Below are 15,395 nucleotides of genomic sequence, written 5' to 3' on the forward strand. Positions count from 1 at the left end.
GGTTTAATCTTGGAATTCCCCAACGACAAGAACAATTCTAAACGATCGAGAATTTAATCGATTGTGTTTTTCTCAAGGTCTCGGGTTTGCCAGATCGCGGCACGATATCTCGCAAACCCGAACAATTGGTTTCTTGCCAGAAACCCGCTTTCGCTCCATGTTAATGTTTCGTTAACCTGTGTGTCGCGGAGTTCGTCATGATCAGTCACCGGATCAAGCCCCTTGTCATCGCCGCAGCAGTGCTTGCAGCCTTCGCATCAGTCGCTTCTGCGGCAGATCGCAGGCATCACCATCAGGGCTATGCCGACCGTGGATACGACAGAGGCCATCGCCACCAGTTCGTCGAAAACAATCGCTGGGATCGCCAGGGTGACGGACGACGCAACCGTCCTGCCGAGATCAACCGGATGACCCGTACTTATGCATCGGGTCGCTTTGATCGGGGCTCGTCATCCTTCACGCGCGGGATTGATACCTATGCAGGTTCGATCCAGGCCTACTCGGTCCCTGGCAATGGGACCTATTTTGTGCGCGACGATATCTACTGGCCGCAGCAGGAACGCCGCAGTCCGGCACTCGCCCCGAAAGCCAAGGTGATCGATGTAGCGCAGGAGATGGGCGGCAACGCGGTGGCCTCGAACAAATCCTGCTCGTTTGAAGCCGGCGTCTGCGTCATTCGCGGCGGCCGATAGTCGTCTCAGGCGAACTGCCACACGGTCGTCTTTTTGACCTCGCTGTCTTCAAGTGCCCGGGTGACGGGTACCTGGTAGACGGCCATCTCGGTAAGCCGATCCTTGGGGCAGTAGCTCCTGCCGGGATCACCGACCAGAACGACCTTTCCCGCTTCCGATAACCGGGTAAACCACGGTATCAACAGATCGGCCATGCCGCGATCGTAGAACACGTCGCCGGCGAGCAGCACATCCGCCTCGATCTCTCGCCCGATCAGATCTTGCGACGTGAAGGATATAGAGACGTCGTTCTCTGCAGCGTTGAGCCTCACCGCCGCTTCCGTCCAGGGATCGATATCGGCGGCCAACACATGCGCTGCGTCAGCCTGTTTCGCCGCAATCGCCACCAGCCCGGATCCTGAGGCGAAATCCAGCACCCGCTTGCCCGCAACCGTATCGGGATGATCGAGAATATAGCGGGCGAGCCCCTGCCCGCCGGCCCAGGCAAAGGCCCAGAACGGCGGCGGCAGACCGATCGCCTGCAACTCTTCCTCGGTCTTCAGCCAGAGGTCATGCGCCTCTGTCGCCAGATGAAGCCGGATCTCCGGAACATGTGGCGGCGCGGTGACATCCGTGTTGGCGAGGATGAAGGTCGCAGGGTCGGTTTTCAAGGACGCGTCAGTCCGGCGAGCGGGGCGGGTTCTTGACACCACCCAAGCGGCAGATCTCGAGATATTCCTCTTCCGTCACCGGCTGTACGGAAAGCCGCATCGAGGTGACAAGTGCCATCTTCTCGAACTGCGGATTTGCCTTGATGTCCTTCAGCGTGATCGGCTTCGGCACATCCTCGACGGCGCGAATATCGACGCAGTCCCACTTCGGATCGCCCTTGGCCGAGGAATCCGGATGCGACAGCGCGCAGACCTCGACGATGCCGACGATCTCCAGCCCCTCGTTGGAGTGGTAGAAGAACCCCTTGTCGCCAATCTTCATGGCCCGCATGTTGTTGCGGGCCTGATAGTTGCGCACGCCGGTCCATTCCTCGCCAGCTTTTCCCTTGGCCTTCTGCTGCTCCCAAGACCAGACATCCGGTTCGGATTTATAGAGCCAATAGGCCATGGTTATCTCACTCCGCAGGCTTGTTGATCGTCCAGTTCCACGGCTTCACATCGACCGTCTCGAACAGGCCGGCGAGGTAATAGGGATCGGCCTCGGCAAGCGTGCGGGCAGCCGCCATATCGGCGGATTCAACCACGACCAGGCTGCCATTCGGCTTGCCTTCATCGTCCAGGAAAGGACCGGCAAACTTCAGCGTGCCGTCGGCATTCAGCTTGTTGAGATGTTCGAGATGGACCGGACGGGTTTCCATCCGGACGTTGAGATGGCCGGGCTTGTCGGTGCAGAGGAAGGCAAACAGCATCGTTCTCTCCTTGGGTTGATCTATTCCGTCGTGATCGGGCGGGTCATCAGGCGTTCCATCGCGTCGGCCACGCCAAGCCGTCCGTCGATGATTGCGGCAACGGCCTCCGTCACCGGCAGATCGACGGAGTGGGTCTGCGCGAGCTGGGCAGCGACCGACGCGGCAAAGGCGCCTTCGACCAGCGGCCCGCCGGAAGCCGATGCCGGTTCCCCTCGCCCGAGCGAAATACCGAAGCGCAGATTGCGGGACTGGTGGCTGGTTCCGGTCAGCACCAGATCGCCGAGACCGGACAGGCCCCGAACCGTATCCGCCTTGCCGCCCATCGCTTCAACGAGACGCGACATTTCCGCAAGTCCGCGCGAAATCAATGCGGCACGGGCCGAATCACCCAGGCCTGCGCCCTCGACGATGCCGCAAGCAATCGCCAGCACGTTCTTCATCGCGCCGCCGAGCTGCACGCCGATCCGGTCGGACGAGGCGTAAAGCCGGAAGGTCCGGCTGGACAGCACGGTCGCCAGACGCTCCGCGAGCAGTTGGTCCTCCGCCGCAAGCGCCATCGCCGTCGGAAGCCCGCGCGCAATGTCGAATGCAAAACCGGGGCCGGAGAGAACCGCGATCGGGTGGCTCGGAAGCGATGCCTCCAGAACGTCCGTCAGCAAAAGCCCTGACACGCGGTCTATGCCTTTGGCACAGGTAACGACCGCCGCATCCTTTGCGAGATACGGACCGTAATACCGCGCCGCATCGCTCTGCGCCTGCGAAGGCATGGCAAACAGCACAATGCTCGCATCCGAGATGGCGTCGGGTTCAGCGGAGAATTCGAGCGCATCCGGCAACGTCACGCCGGGCAGTGCCGCGTCATGCACACGGTCGTTTCTGAGATCGGCCATCAGGCCGGTATTGCGGCCGATCAGCGTTACCGGGTGACGACCTTCGAGCGCGATGACGGCTGCGAGTGCCGTACCGAAGGCCCCGGCCCCGATCACGACGATCCGTTCTTGCGGCATCTCTGCCCCGTTCATGCCTTGGCACCCCGTTTGCCGGAGCCAAGCAGCGTCTGCGCATTGGCATCCAGCGGCCAGCGCGAGCGCGGCGCGACATCCATGCCGTCGAACGGCATGTCTTCGGCCAGCCGTTCAAGCCCTGCCCAGGCAATCATCGCTGCATTGTCGGTGCACAGCTTCATCGGCGGCGCGATAAAGCGAAATCCGTGTTCGATGCAGAGCGCCTGCAGCGTTCGGCGTATCTCCTGGTTGGCGGCAACGCCGCCGGCAACCACCAGCGCAGGACCGACATCCAGATGGCCGAATTCCTTGGCAAACCGCGCAAGTCCACGCCCGGTCCGGTCGCGCAGCGTTCGCGAGATCGCCTTCTGGAACGAGGCGCAGATATCGGCGATATCCTGCTCGGACAGCGGCGCGATCTCGGTCGCAGCCTGACGCACGGCGGTCTTGAGACCGGAGAACGAGAAGTCCAGCCGGGCTTCGCCGACCAGCGGCCGCGGCAATTGAAAACGATCGGGATCGCCCGTCAGCGCCGCCTTCTCGACGGCGGGACCGCCCGGGTATGGCAGGCCGAGCAGCTTTGCCGTCTTGTCGAAGGCTTCGCCCAGAGCGTCGTCGATCGTGGTGCCCCAGCGCTCATAATCGCCGACGCCACGCACCAGAACCAGCTGCGTATGCCCGCCGGAGACCAGCAGCATAAGATAAGGGAACGACAATCCGTCCGTCAGCCGCGCCGTCAGCGCATGTCCCTCGAGATGGTTGATCGCCATCAGCGGCTTGCCGGTGGCGCGTGCAATCGCCTTCGCCGTCATCAGCCCGACGATCAATCCGCCGATCAGGCCGGGACCGGAGGTCGCCGCCACCGCGTCGATCTCATCCAGCGAGACGCCAGCTCGCGACAGGGCTTCCTCGATCAGACCGTCCAGCGCCTCCACATGGGCTCGCGCCGCAATCTCGGGCACGACGCCGCCATAGGCACTGTGCTCGTCGAGCTGCGAGAACACGACATCAGAGAGAATCTCGCCGCGACCGTCCTCGTGGCGCACGACGATTGCGGCCGCGGTTTCGTCGCAGCTTGTTTCAATGCCGAGGATGCGAAGAAATGCCGCCATGACCTATCGTTGATTGAAGAGGAAAACAGGTTTACGAGGGCTTCCGGTAACAATGGAATGACGCGGATGCAAACAAAACCTTTCCGGATAGGAACGCGGGGCAGCCCGCTGGCGCTCGCCCAGGCGGCCGAAACCCGTGCACGGTTGATGGCAGCCCATGACCTTCCGGAGGAAATGTTCGAAATTGTCGTCCTGTCCACGACCGGCGACCGCATCACCGACCGGGCCCTGAGCGAGATCGGCGGCAAGGGCATGTTCACGCTGGAGCTCGAAGAAAAGCTCTCCTCGGGAGATCTCGACTTCGCGGTGCATTCCTCCAAGGACATGCCGACCAAGCTTCCGGAAGACCTTTACATCTCCGCCTACTTGCCCCGCGAGGATATCCGCGATGCCGTCATCGGCCGCACGGCGCCGAGCCTCAAAGCTCTGCCCGACGGCGCGACGGTCGGAACCGCATCTCTGAGGCGTCAGGCGCTGGTGCGCCGTCTTCGTCCCGATATCCAGGTCGCGATTTTTCGCGGATCGGTCGGCACGCGCCTTCGCAAGCTCAATGAAGGCCATGTGGACGCGACGCTTTTGGCGTATGCCGGGCTGAAGCGGCTGGCCCGCGAGGAAGTTGCGACCGAACTGCTCGACCCCGTCGATTTTCCGCCAGCGCCTGCACAGGGCGCGATCTGCCTCGAGAGCCGCATCGGCGACACGGCCATCGATGACCTGCTGAAAGCCGTCAACGACTGTCCCACCTTTGACGCGGTCAGTTGCGAGCGCGCGTTTCTGGCAGCCCTCGATGGCTCATGCCGGACACCGATTGGCGGCTACGCGATCTGCGACGGTGATCATCTGAAATTTTCAGGCCTGATCCTGACGCCGGACGGATCGAGCGAACATGCGGTGGACATCAGCGGCCGACGGGCAGATGCGGAAACGCTTGGTCGCCAGGCCGGAGAAACCGTCCGCGCCGCTGCCGGACCGGGCTTCTTCGAAGGCTGGGTCTGACGCCATGCGGGTCATCGTTACCCGCCCTGACCATTCCGCCCGGCGAACCGCAGCACGGCTCGAAACCCTCGGCCATCAGCCGGTCTTCCTGCCGCTCACCCGCGCCGAGCATCACCTGGAGATCGCCCGAGAAGCGCTGTCCGAACCCCATTCCGCACTTGTCGTGACCAGCGCCGAAGCCGTTCGCGTGCTTGGCGAACTTGGACACGAACTCCGGCATCGCCTGTCCACGCAGATATACGCCGTCGGCGAAGCGACCGGCGAGGCAGCACGCACCCTCGGCTTTACCGATATCCGCTGCGGCGATGGCACCGGGCATGATCTGGTGGAGAGGATCGCCCAGGATGCTGGCGAAACATCCAGTCTCCTCTATCTTGCCGGCAATCCGCGTTCGCCGGATTTGGAGGACGGGTTACACGCCCGCGACATCGCCTGCAAAACGATCGAGATCTACCGGATGGTCAAGGTCGGCTACCGGACCGAGATCATCGAACCGCTTCTGACCCGCCCGGCGGCCGACGCAGTCCTTCTCTATTCGCGCCACAACGCCGCGCTGTTCTTCGAACTCGTGCAGCCGTTTGCAGCCTCGATCGAACATTTGCAGGTCATCTGCCTCAGCAAAAACGTCGCTACCGCGGTGCCTGAAAAATTTCATCCTGCTATCTTCGTCGCTGAAACACCCGACGAAGACGCACTTTTCGCGTTTCTTTCACCATAGTGCCAAGCCAAATTCTCTCGCTCCCCTTTCCTTACCCTGCCCCACCAACTACTTTCCCTGAGCAGATGCGAAAAGAGGTCGAGATGGTAACGGAAAAACCACCCCGCCGATCGATGGCGGAGAAAGAACCGGTCACGATCGACCTGACGGCCGATGGCGCTGGCGTGGTGGCCGAGCCCGTGCGCAGCAATGACAGCGACATCCCGGAAACCGCTTCGGAAAAAGTCGAAGCTTCTGAGACGACGGATGCCATCCCGCTGGCCGGCGAGCCGGTGACATCGACCGTGCCTGAAGAGACCGACACGTCCCACGTGATCGGCGAGCCGGATAGCTCCCACAGGCCAGACGAGCCGGTTGTGACGGAGCCAAATGAGCCGGTAGCGACAGACACGGCTCGTGACGCCGAAACTTCGACGGCCGAACAATTTAACCCTTCGCCCACGCCAGGTTTTGACGAACCGTCCCGCAAGCACGAAACTTTCGAAAAGGCCGCAGCAACGCCGCCAGCCACCCGCTCCGGTGGGACCTCGGCGTCCACGCTGATTGCTGCCGGCATTTTCGGCGGCATCGTAGCGCTTCTGCTGGCGGGCAGCATGCAGTATGCCGGTTATCTTCCGTCATCGTCTCCGGCGGCATCCGGCTCGACCGAACTGTCGGACGAAATCGAAGCTCTTCGCCAGGATATCCAGACGCTGCGCAGCCAGCCGGCGTCTCCCGATACGGAACTCGCAAGCCGCGTTCAGGCGCTGGAAAGTTCTGTCGCGCAGAATTCCGGCGGTCCGACCGAAGAAAGCTTGAATGCCCTCCAGCAGCAGCTGGCAGATACCAAGGCTGCGGCAGCCACGCAGACGGCCGAGCTTTCCCGTCGGCTGGAAGCGGCCGAGGCCCAGATCAACGATCGCGGCCCGGAACAGCAGGTTGCCCGCGCCGTCGCTGCTGCCGGATTGAAGGCCGCCATCGATCGTGGCGGCTCGTTCGAGGCAGAGCTTCAGGCCTATACGAACATTGCCGGCGACGATCCCGCGATCGCCGAGCTCAAGACATTCGCCGCAGACGGCGCGCCGTCGCGTGAACAGCTGCAGAGCGAGTTTCCCGCCGTCGCGGATGCGATCATCCAGGCGTCTGTGCCTGCAGATCCCGACCAGGGCATTGCCGGCCGGCTTCTGTCCTCCGCCATGTCGGTGGTCAAGGTTCGCCGCGTCGGCGATGTCGAGGGTGACACGGTCGACGCGATCGTATCGCGCATCGAGGACCGGTTGCGCAACGGCGACCTGCAGGCTGCCGCCCAGCAGTGGGATACGCTGCCGGACGCCGCGAAATCTGCGTCTACCGACTTCAAGCGCAAGCTGGATGCGCGGGTACAGGTTGAAAATCTCGTGAGCGGAACTCTTTCGCGCGCGCTTGCTGGCACGAAATCAGGCTCTTAAGGCTGAAGAAGAAAGAAACGGATGATCATCAGGCTCTTCATTTTTCTTCTCGTGGTTCTGGGCCTCGGCTGGGGCTTTTCCTGGATTGCGGATCGCCCCGGGCTGATTTCCATCACCTGGCAGGACCATCTGATCGAGACCAGCATCATGGTGGCCGCCACGATGGTCGTTGCGCTGATTGCGGCTGTCATGATCGTCTGGTGGGTCATCGGCGTCATCTGGACATCGCCGCTCTCGGTACGTCGCTATTTCCGTACCCGCAAGCGTGACCGCGGCTATCAGGCGCTCTCGACCGGCCTGATCGCAGCCGGTGCCGGCAATGCCGTTCTTGCCCGCAAGATGAGCATCCGCACGCGCGGCCTGCTCAGCGCCGATCAGGAACCGCTCATTCACCTTCTGGAAGCCCAGGCCGCTCTGATCGAAGGCCGCCATGCGGACGCACGGGCCAAGTTCGAACAGATGGCCGAAGACCCGGAAACCCGCGAACTCGGTCTGCGCGGCCTCTACATGGAAGCACGCCGTCTCGGCGCCAACGAAGCTGCTCGTCAGTATGCCGAAAAAGCCGTCGAACATGCGCCCTACCTGCCCTGGGCAGCCCAGGCGACACTCGAATCGCGCAGCCAGTCCGGTCGTTGGGACGAGGCCATCCAGCTACTCGATCAACAGCGGGCGGCAAGCGTGCTGGAACGCGGTGAAGCCGAGCGCTTAAAAGCCATTCTTTTGACCGCCAAGGCAGGCGAACGGTTGGAAGGCGACCCGAACGGTGCCCGCGAAGATGCAAAGGCCGCTCTCAAGCTCGCCAAGGGCCTTGTGCCCGCCGCGATCATTGCAGCCAAGGCCTATCTGCGCGAAGACAATATCCGCAAGGCAGCAAGCATCCTCGAAAGCGCCTGGAAGATCGAGCCGCATCCCGATGTCGGCCGCACCTATGTCCGCGCCCGCAGCGGCGATAGCACGCTTGACCGTCTGAAGCGTGCCGAAAAGCTCGAAGCGCTGCGTCCCAACAACATCGAATCGCTGCTGGTCGTCGCTCAGGCAGCTCTCGATGCCCAGCAGTTCCCCAAGGCGCGCGCCAAGGCGGAAGCTGCAGCCCGCATGCAGTCGCGTGAGGCCGCCTATCTCCTGCTGGCCGATATCGAGGAAGCGGAAACCGGCGATCAGGGCCGCGTCCGTCACTGGATGGCGCAGGCACTGCGTGCTGGCCGTGATCCTGCCTGGGTTGCCGACGGTATCGTTTCGGACAAATGGTTGCCGCTCTCGCCGGTCACAGGACGTCTTGATGCCTTCGAATGGAAAGTCCCGTTCGGCCAGATCGAAGGACCCGTGGAAGACGGCACCCTGGCCGCAGACGAGGCGATCGCAACGCTTCCGGCAATCACGGTTCGCGAAGACGTCACGCCGACTGTCGAAACACCGGAAAACGAGAGCACCAATCAGGTTGCTGCCGACATGCAGCCCGTTGTAGTGCCTCAGGAAGACTTAGCTGTTGCAGCAAAAACACCTACGGCCACGAATGTGACAGCGGAGCAGCCTCCGAAGGCAGAAAAGCAGGACGAGCCCGTTCCCTTTTTCGGTCGTCCGCCCGATGATCCCGGTGTCAAGGACGCAAGTGCCGAGAAGTCTCCCACGAGGCTGAGGCTTTATTAGAAAAACCGGAGAAGGCCTAGATTACATATGCTCGATCGCATCCAGGCCTTCCTCCACACGCTGACAGCCCCGCACCATACGGATGAATTTGCGCCCGACGACCCGCGCGTAGCCTTCGTGGCGCTCTGTTTCCAGGTCATGGAAGCCGATGGCAACATGTCCGAGGAAGAGCAGCAGAAATTCCGCGATCTGATGCGCGATCGTTACGATCTGAGCCCGGAAGGGTTGCAGTCGCTGATCGAGGCGGGCCGGCAGGCTGGAAGCGAAGCCGTCGACTATTACCGGTTCACCTCGGATCTCAGAAAGCATCTGGTTGACGAAGAGGACCGGATCGAGCTTCTCGGCATTCTCTGGGATATCGTCTATGCGGACGGGCAGCGCAGCGAGATCGAGGATCATGTGATCTGGCGGATCGCCGATCTCTTGGGCGTCTCTGCCCGTGATCGGGTTCTGCAGCGGCAGGAGGCGGCCGCGCGCACCTCGGCTCATCCGGTCGCAGGGGAAGAGGAAGAAAAGGTCTAGAGGAACGCTCCAGGACGTGACGTCATGAGAACCCCTTCCCGCCCATCCTCCAAACTCCCCATCCTCGCGATCCTGCATCAGGAAACCTCGTCCACTGGTCGCGTCGGCCAGATGCTCGTCGACAAGGGCTTTGCGCTGGATATCCGCAGGCCAGCGCTCGGCGATCAATTGCCGGATACGATGTCCGGCCACGCAGGCGCCGTCGTCTTCGGTGGTCCGATGAGCGCCAACGACCCGGACCCGTTCATCAAGACGGAAATCGACTGGATCGACGTGCCGCTGAAGGAGAACAAGCCGTATCTTGGGATCTGCCTCGGCGCCCAGATGCTTGTGCGCAATCTCGGCGGCCGCGTCGGGCCGCTGAAGGGCGAAGTGACCGAGATCGGCTGGTATCCGCTGCGCGCCACCGAACACGGCCGGCTTCTCATGCACTGGCCGAAAATGGTCTACCACTTCCACCGCGAAGGCTTCGACGTGCCGCGTGGCGCGAAGCTTCTGGCAGAAGGCGACGCCTATCCGCATCAGGCGATCCGCTACGGCGAGAATGCCTGGGGCGTGCAGTTCCATGCGGAACTGACCCGCGCCATGATGCACCGCTGGGTGGTGCACGGTGCCGAACGCTTCGGTATGCCGAATGCGCAGCAGGGAAACCAGCACTTGGAAGGACGGATGATCTTCGACCACGCGTTGAAGGACTGGCTGTGGACCTTCCTCGACATCGTCTTCGATCGGCCCGCCGCCGATGCGAACCGACCGGCGGCACCTGCCTACCCCGCCCAGGGCAACGGATAACTCAGCGCTGCGGTGCTTCCAGATTATCGATCTTGCGCAGCTTCGGAAAGCCGATCGACCAGATGACGGCGACCGCCAGTGTGCCGATGCCGCCGATGACGACGGCAGGGACCGCGCCGATCGCGTGCGCCATGGTTCCGGCCCGGAACTCGCCCAGCTCGTTCGATGCGCCGACAAACACCATGTTGACGGCATTCACCCGGCCGCGCACCTCATCAGGCGTCCAGAGCGCGATCAGCGTCTCACGCACATAGACGGAGATCATGTCGGCCGCACCCATCAGCATCAAGGCCGCAATCGAGATCCACGGAGTGGCCGACAGGCCGAAGATCAGCGTGCCCAACCCGAACAGCGCTACGCCGATGAACATCGCCGTGCCAGCATGGTGGCGGATCGGATGGATGGCAAGCCAGACCGCAACGCCGATCGCGCCGATACCGGGCGCAGCACGCAGCAGGCCGAGGCCCCAGGGGCCAAGCTCAAGGACGTCGCGGGCAAAGATCGGCATCAGCGCCACCGCGCCACCAAGCAGCACCGCAAACAGATCGAGCGAGATCGCACCGAGCACGATCTTCTCGCCGGCGATGAAGCGGAAACCGGCCAGCATCTCGTTCCAGCTGACTTTGGAGGACGGCGTGCGCTGCGCGGGCTTCGGAATGAGGAAGACGAGGATGGCGGCAACCGTCATGAGAAAACAGGCGACCGAATAGGCCGCGATCGAACTCGCGCCATAGAGAAGCCCGCCGAACACCGGCCCGAGGATCGATGCCGTCTGCCAGGAGGAGGAATTCCAGGCGATCGCGTTGGGAAGGTCTTCTTCCGGCACGAGGTTGGGTCCCAACGACTGCACCGCCGGCCCCATGAAGGCGCGCTCGATGCCGAAGACGACAAGGATCGAAAACACCAGCCACGGCGTGAATGAGTCGGTGATGGTGAGCGCCAAAAGCGCCGCCGAACACAGTCCGCCGACGACCATGCAGATCGCCATGATCATGCGTCGGTTGTAGCGATCGGCGACCGAACCCGTCACCAGGATCAAAAGCAGCGACGGCAGAAACTGGAAAAGCCCGATCAGACCGAGATAGAGCGGATTGCGCGTCTCGTCATACATCTGCCAGCCGACGGAGACGCTGACAATCTGGATCGCGAAGGCTGCGAAGAACCGGCTGAGAAAGAAACGCGTATAAGCTGCGTGACGAAAGGCGGCGAAGCGATCACCCGATGTGGGTATGGACATGGAACCTGTACTTTCAGCGAAGCCGGAAACCCACGATATGCACACGCCGCCGTTAAACATCCTGCGACGCGGGCCATAGACGGCACTTGCCCGTTAGTTCGCCAATGTCTACATGTCTGTCAACAAAGAAATGGAGACGTGAATGCTCGCCCTGTTTCAGACCATTGACTTGGCCTTGAACCTTTACACCTGGATCTTGATCGCCAGCGCCATCTTTTCCTGGCTGTTCGCCTTCAACGTGATCAATTCGAGCAACCAGTTCGTCGATGCAATCGGCCGGTTTCTCTTCAATGTCACCGAGCCTGTCCTCGCGCCGATCCGCCGGGTCATGCCGAACCTCGGTGGTATCGACATTTCGCCCATCATCGTGCTTCTGATCATCTTCTTCATTCGCTCGCTGATGTGGACCTCGATCTATCCTGCTCTCGCAGGCTGAAGCCAAAGACTTTCAGCACGGACACGGTCGGCCCGCGGTGGGAAATTTCCCGCGCGGGCCGTTTTTGTTTTGGGCTTACGAGCTGAAACAAAAAATCCCCCGGCTCGAGACGAACCGGAGGATTTTGGAAGCGATCAGCGGTAAAGATTATTTCTGAGCGTTGAAGCGTTCGATCGCCGCGACGATCATTTTCTTGGCGACATCAACGTCCTTCCAGCCTTCGATCTTCACCCACTTGCCGGGCTCCAGATCCTTGTAATGCGTGAAGAAGTGCTCGATCTGCTTCAGCGTGATTTCTGGCATATCGGTGTAGTTCTTGATCTTGTCGTAGCGCTGGGTCAGCTTCGGAACCGGCACGGCAATGATCTTCTCGTCCTTGCCGCCGTCGTCTTCCATCACCATCACGCCGATCGGGCGGACATTGATGACGCAACCGGGAACCAGCGGGCGGGTGTTGCAGATCAGAACGTCGATCGGATCACCATCCTCGGACAGCGTATGCGGCACGAAGCCGTAATTGCCCGGATAGGTCATCGGTGTGTACAGGAAACGGTCGACGATCAGCGCGCCGGCTTCCTTGTCCATCTCGTACTTGATGGGCTGGCCGCCGACAGGTACTTCAACGATTACGTTGACGTCTTCAGGCGGATTCTTGCCAACAGAAATTGCATCGATGCGCATAGTCTTCCCCGATGAGGTTTACGAACTTGTGAACCGTCGATAGCGGGAATTGGCTGGCAAGGCAACACAGGTTTGCCGCCAAGGTTAAGTCGTGGCGCACCTTTCCGCCCCGAAGTCAGTGCCAGACGAAACCAATCTTCTTCAGGGACTTTCCGTCGAAGTCCTCCATGCCCTCTGCAAGATCCGCCCCGCCATGGGATCGCAGAAAGCGGACGGCATGCTCGCTGTCTTCCAGGCACCAGACGACCAAGCCCTTGCAGCCAAGCGATTTCAGCAGCCTGCGGCTTTCGCCGAACAGGCGGCGGCCAAGGCCGACGCCCTGATATTCCGGGCGCAGGTAGATCTCGTAGATCTCGCCGTCATAGGGAAGCGCACGGGCGCGGTTGAGGCCGATCGTCGCATAACCCGCGATAACGCCACCGATATCCAGAACCAGAAGCGTCGCCGGCCCGCGGACGGCCTTGCGCCACCACCCCTCGCCGCGGCGCTCCAGCATCTGGATCAGCGGCTTGTGCGGAATGAGGCCGGCATAGGCTTGCGACCATGCCTGGCGGTGCACCTCGGAGATAGCCGGGGCGTCTTGCGGCTCCGCACGCCTGACATCGATCGATAACGTTTTCATAACGCGATTCTAGGTCCTGCCATGGGCTCTCCGCCATTCCCGAGACCCGGGTAAAGTGGATTGCCCACAAGCTTCTCATGTGGACGATGGCAAGGAGGTTAACGCATTTTTTACCTTCGCCACAAGCATGGCCCAGACCAAGCCACAAAAAAACCCCGGCATTTCTGCCGGGGTCTTGGATGGTCTTGGGAGGCGCGCTGTTAGAGAGCGGCCTTCGACTTGTCGAAGCGCTTGCGGTCGTTCGCGTCGAGGTAGATCTTGCGCAGGCGGATCGACTTCGGCGTGACTTCCATCAGTTCGTCGTCCTGGATCCAGGACAGCGCGCGGTCGAGCGTCATGCGGATCGGCGGCGTCAGGCGAACAGCTTCGTCCTTGCCGGCCGAGCGGATGTTGGTCAGCTGCTTGCCCTTAAGAACGTTGACTTCAAGGTCGTTGTCGCGGGTATGGATGCCGATGATCATGCCGGCATAGACCTTTTCGCCTGGCTCGATGATCATCGGGCCACGATCTTCCAGGTTGAACATCGCGTAGGCGACGGCTTCACCGGACTGGTTCGACAGGAGAACACCGTTGACGCGACCGACGATCGCACCCTTGTAAGGCTGATAGTCGTGGAACAGGCGGTTCATGATCGCCGTGCCGCGCGTGTCGGTCAGAAGTTCCGACTGGTAGCCGATCAGGCCGCGGGTCGGCGCGTAGAATACCAGGCGAACGCGGCTGCCGCCGGACGGACGAAGCTCGACCATCTCGGCCTTGCGCTCGGACATCTTCTGCACGACGATACCGGAATGCTCTTCGTCGACGTCGATCACGACTTCTTCGATCGGCTCCAGCGTCTGGCCGGTTGCTTCGTCCTTGTGCATGACGACGCGCGGACGCGAAACGGCAAGCTCGAAGCCTTCGCGACGCATGGTCTCGATCAGAACGGCAAGCTGCAATTCGCCGCGGCCGGACACGAAGAACGAATCCTTGCCGTCAGACTCTTCGATCTTCAGCGCAACGTTGCCTTCGGCTTCCTTGAACAGACGGTCACGAATGACGCGGCTGGTAACCTTGTCGCCTTCGGTGCCGGCAAGCGGGCTGTCGTTGACGAGGAAGGACATGGTAACGGTCGGCGGATCGATCGGCTGCGCTGTCATCGCTTCGGTGACCGCAGGATCGCAGAACGTGTCGGCAACCGTACCCTTGGAAAGGCCAGCGATCGCGACGATGTCACCTGCATGGGCTTCTTCGATCGGCTGACGCTCGATGCCGCGGAATGCGAGGATCTTGGAGATACGGCCGGTTTCGACGGTCTTGCCGTCCTGCGACAGAACCTTGACGGCCTGGTTCGGCTTGATCGAGCCGGATGCGATGCGGCCCGTGATGAGACGACCGAGGAAGGGGTTGGCTTCGAGAAGCGTACCGATCATGCGGAACGGGCCTTCGCCGACATTCGGCTCCGGAACGTGCTTCAGGACCAGATCGAGCAGTGGTGCAAGACCTTCATCCTTCGGACCTTCTGGGTTAACGTTCATCCAGCCATCGCGACCCGAACCGTAGAGGATCGGGAAGTCGAGCTGCTCGTCGGTGGCGTCGAGGTTCGCGAACAGGTCGAAGACTTCGTTGATGACTTCTTCGTGGCGACCGTCCGGACGGTCGATCTTGTTGATCGCGACGATCGGGCGAAGACCGACCTTCAGCGCCTTACCGACCACGAACTTGGTCTGCGGCATCGGGCCTTCCGAGCTATCGACCAGAACGATGGCGCCATCCACCATCGACAGGATGCGTTCGACTTCGCCACCGAAGTCGGCGTGGCCGGGGGTGTCGACGATGTTGATGCGAACACCCTTCCACTCGACCGAAGTTGCCTTGGCGAGAATGGTGATGCCGCGTTCTTTTTCGAGGTCGTTCGAGTCCATCATGCGCTCGACGGTGCGCTGATTGTCGCGGAACGAGCCGGACTGCTTCAGGAGTTCATCGACAAGGGTCGTTTTGCCGTGGTCGACGTGCGCGATAATCGCGATATTCCGCATAGCCATTTTTAGATCTCGGATGTTTCGGGGCGCAGATCGACGGACCGCGCCTATTTCGTTGGCGCGCTCATACCCTGTTTTTCGCAAATGCG

17 protein-coding genes are annotated in these 15,395 nt (G+C 61.5%); 8 read left to right on the forward strand and 9 right to left on the reverse strand.

Annotated elements, in window-relative coordinates; all coding sequences use genetic code 11:
• Positions 1-197 precede the first annotated feature (197 nt).
• Positions 198-692 (forward strand): hypothetical protein, encoded by a 495-nt coding sequence (locus ACQY1K_RS15545; protein WP_430257798.1) that lies wholly within the window; start codon positions 198-200, stop codon positions 690-692.
• A gap of 5 nt (positions 693-697) precedes the next feature.
• On the opposite strand, the gene ACQY1K_RS15550 is transcribed toward ACQY1K_RS15545, so the two are convergent.
• From ACQY1K_RS15550 to tsaD, 5 genes are read right to left on the reverse strand one after another with little or no spacing between them, the layout of a single operon-like run.
• Positions 698-1,342: a class I SAM-dependent methyltransferase gene (locus ACQY1K_RS15550; protein WP_430257799.1), complete on the reverse strand. Its 645-nt coding sequence runs from the start codon at positions 1,340-1,342 to the stop codon at positions 698-700.
• A gap of 7 nt (positions 1,343-1,349) precedes the next feature.
• Positions 1,350-1,790: an EVE domain-containing protein gene (locus ACQY1K_RS15555; protein ID WP_062462467.1), complete on the reverse strand. Its 441-nt coding sequence runs from the start codon at positions 1,788-1,790 to the stop codon at positions 1,350-1,352.
• Between the two features lie 7 nt (positions 1,791-1,797).
• Positions 1,798-2,091, reverse strand: a complete 294-nt coding sequence (locus tag ACQY1K_RS15560) for a YciI-like protein (RefSeq protein ID WP_430257800.1) — start codon at positions 2,089-2,091, stop codon at positions 1,798-1,800.
• 20 nt (positions 2,092-2,111) lie between these two features.
• Positions 2,112-3,113 carry an NAD(P)H-dependent glycerol-3-phosphate dehydrogenase gene (locus ACQY1K_RS15565; protein ID WP_371816207.1) on the reverse strand — a complete coding sequence of 334 codons (1,002 nt, stop codon included), beginning with the start codon at positions 3,111-3,113 and terminating at the stop codon, positions 2,112-2,114.
• The gene (gene tsaD, locus ACQY1K_RS15570; RefSeq protein WP_430257801.1) at positions 3,110-4,207 is read right to left on the reverse strand and encodes a tRNA (adenosine(37)-N6)-threonylcarbamoyltransferase complex transferase subunit TsaD; all 1,098 of its coding nucleotides are present in this window, start codon (positions 4,205-4,207) and stop codon (positions 3,110-3,112) included. Before tsaD ends, ACQY1K_RS15565 begins: the two co-directional genes overlap by 4 nt.
• A gap of 66 nt (positions 4,208-4,273) precedes the next feature.
• Here tsaD and hemC point away from each other — a divergent pair, with 66 nt between their 5' ends.
• The 6 genes from hemC (at position 4,274) to ACQY1K_RS15600 (ending at position 10,309) form a co-directional block, all read left to right on the forward strand.
• Positions 4,274-5,203: a hydroxymethylbilane synthase gene (hemC, locus tag ACQY1K_RS15575; protein ID WP_430257802.1), complete on the forward strand. Its 930-nt coding sequence runs from the start codon at positions 4,274-4,276 to the stop codon at positions 5,201-5,203.
• Positions 5,204-5,207: 4 nt separating this feature from the next.
• Complete coding sequence (locus ACQY1K_RS15580) at positions 5,208-5,921, forward strand: uroporphyrinogen-III synthase (RefSeq protein WP_430257803.1); 714 nt, start codon at positions 5,208-5,210, stop codon at positions 5,919-5,921.
• A gap of 83 nt (positions 5,922-6,004) precedes the next feature.
• Positions 6,005-7,348 carry a COG4223 family protein gene (locus tag ACQY1K_RS15585; RefSeq protein WP_430257804.1) on the forward strand — a complete coding sequence of 448 codons (1,344 nt, stop codon included), beginning with the start codon at positions 6,005-6,007 and terminating at the stop codon, positions 7,346-7,348.
• A 21-nt stretch (positions 7,349-7,369) separates the two neighbouring features.
• On the forward strand, positions 7,370-8,995 hold the full coding sequence (locus tag ACQY1K_RS15590; RefSeq protein WP_430257805.1) for a heme biosynthesis protein HemY: 1,626 nt from the start codon (positions 7,370-7,372) through the stop codon (positions 8,993-8,995).
• Positions 8,996-9,022: 27 nt separating this feature from the next.
• Positions 9,023-9,517: a TerB family tellurite resistance protein gene (locus ACQY1K_RS15595; protein ID WP_062462449.1), complete on the forward strand. Its 495-nt coding sequence runs from the start codon at positions 9,023-9,025 to the stop codon at positions 9,515-9,517.
• 24 nt (positions 9,518-9,541) lie between these two features.
• On the forward strand, positions 9,542-10,309 hold the full coding sequence (locus tag ACQY1K_RS15600; protein WP_430257806.1) for a glutamine amidotransferase: 768 nt from the start codon (positions 9,542-9,544) through the stop codon (positions 10,307-10,309).
• Between the two features lies 1 nt (position 10,310).
• Here the strand turns inward: ACQY1K_RS15600 and ACQY1K_RS15605 are convergent, their stop codons facing one another.
• Positions 10,311-11,546 (reverse strand): MFS transporter, encoded by a 1,236-nt coding sequence (locus ACQY1K_RS15605; RefSeq protein WP_174197148.1) that lies wholly within the window; start codon positions 11,544-11,546, stop codon positions 10,311-10,313.
• Between the two features lie 142 nt (positions 11,547-11,688).
• Between ACQY1K_RS15605 and ACQY1K_RS15610 the strand changes: the two genes are divergently transcribed.
• On the forward strand, positions 11,689-11,982 hold the full coding sequence (locus ACQY1K_RS15610) for a YggT family protein (RefSeq protein WP_062462428.1): 294 nt from the start codon (positions 11,689-11,691) through the stop codon (positions 11,980-11,982).
• Between the two features lie 147 nt (positions 11,983-12,129).
• Here the strand turns inward: ACQY1K_RS15610 and ppa are convergent, their stop codons facing one another.
• The 3 genes from ppa to typA all read right to left on the reverse strand — a co-directional run bounded on the left by ppa (position 12,130) and on the right by typA (position 15,309).
• Positions 12,130-12,663 carry an inorganic diphosphatase gene (gene ppa / locus ACQY1K_RS15615; RefSeq protein WP_062462425.1) on the reverse strand — a complete coding sequence of 178 codons (534 nt, stop codon included), beginning with the start codon at positions 12,661-12,663 and terminating at the stop codon, positions 12,130-12,132.
• A gap of 115 nt (positions 12,664-12,778) precedes the next feature.
• Positions 12,779-13,285, reverse strand: coding sequence for a GNAT family N-acetyltransferase (locus tag ACQY1K_RS15620; protein ID WP_062462422.1), 507 nt, complete (start codon positions 13,283-13,285; stop codon positions 12,779-12,781).
• A gap of 200 nt (positions 13,286-13,485) precedes the next feature.
• On the reverse strand, positions 13,486-15,309 hold the full coding sequence (typA, locus tag ACQY1K_RS15625; RefSeq protein ID WP_062581654.1) for a translational GTPase TypA: 1,824 nt from the start codon (positions 15,307-15,309) through the stop codon (positions 13,486-13,488).
• Positions 15,310-15,395: the final 86 nt, after the last annotated feature.

This window comes from Neorhizobium sp. IRS_2294 (assembly GCF_050500145.1).
Lineage (GTDB): Bacteria > Pseudomonadota > Alphaproteobacteria > Rhizobiales > Rhizobiaceae > Neorhizobium > Neorhizobium soli.

Coding starts and splice junctions, on each gene's coding strand:
- hemC (WP_430257802.1), top strand. CDS start 4,274: ATGCAAACAAAACCTTTCCGGATAGGAACGCGGGGCAGCCCGCTGGCG.
- ACQY1K_RS15565 (WP_371816207.1), bottom strand. CDS start 3,113: ATGAACGGGGCAGAGATGCCGCAAGAACGGATCGTCGTGATCGGGGCC.
- ACQY1K_RS15555 (WP_062462467.1), bottom strand. CDS start 1,790: ATGGCCTATTGGCTCTATAAATCCGAACCGGATGTCTGGTCTTGGGAG.
- ACQY1K_RS15620 (WP_062462422.1), bottom strand. CDS start 13,285: ATGAAAACGTTATCGATCGATGTCAGGCGTGCGGAGCCGCAAGACGCC.
- ACQY1K_RS15545 (WP_430257798.1), top strand. CDS start 198: ATGATCAGTCACCGGATCAAGCCCCTTGTCATCGCCGCAGCAGTGCTT.
- ACQY1K_RS15585 (WP_430257804.1), top strand. CDS start 6,005: ATGGTAACGGAAAAACCACCCCGCCGATCGATGGCGGAGAAAGAACCG.
- tsaD (WP_430257801.1), bottom strand. CDS start 4,207: ATGGCGGCATTTCTTCGCATCCTCGGCATTGAAACAAGCTGCGACGAA.
- ACQY1K_RS15595 (WP_062462449.1), top strand. CDS start 9,023: ATGCTCGATCGCATCCAGGCCTTCCTCCACACGCTGACAGCCCCGCAC.
- ACQY1K_RS15590 (WP_430257805.1), top strand. CDS start 7,370: ATGATCATCAGGCTCTTCATTTTTCTTCTCGTGGTTCTGGGCCTCGGC.
- ACQY1K_RS15610 (WP_062462428.1), top strand. CDS start 11,689: ATGCTCGCCCTGTTTCAGACCATTGACTTGGCCTTGAACCTTTACACC.
- ACQY1K_RS15600 (WP_430257806.1), top strand. CDS start 9,542: ATGAGAACCCCTTCCCGCCCATCCTCCAAACTCCCCATCCTCGCGATC.
- ACQY1K_RS15580 (WP_430257803.1), top strand. CDS start 5,208: ATGCGGGTCATCGTTACCCGCCCTGACCATTCCGCCCGGCGAACCGCA.
- typA (WP_062581654.1), bottom strand. CDS start 15,309: ATGGCTATGCGGAATATCGCGATTATCGCGCACGTCGACCACGGCAAA.
- ppa (WP_062462425.1), bottom strand. CDS start 12,663: ATGCGCATCGATGCAATTTCTGTTGGCAAGAATCCGCCTGAAGACGTC.
- ACQY1K_RS15560 (WP_430257800.1), bottom strand. CDS start 2,091: ATGCTGTTTGCCTTCCTCTGCACCGACAAGCCCGGCCATCTCAACGTC.
- ACQY1K_RS15605 (WP_174197148.1), bottom strand. CDS start 11,546: ATGTCCATACCCACATCGGGTGATCGCTTCGCCGCCTTTCGTCACGCA.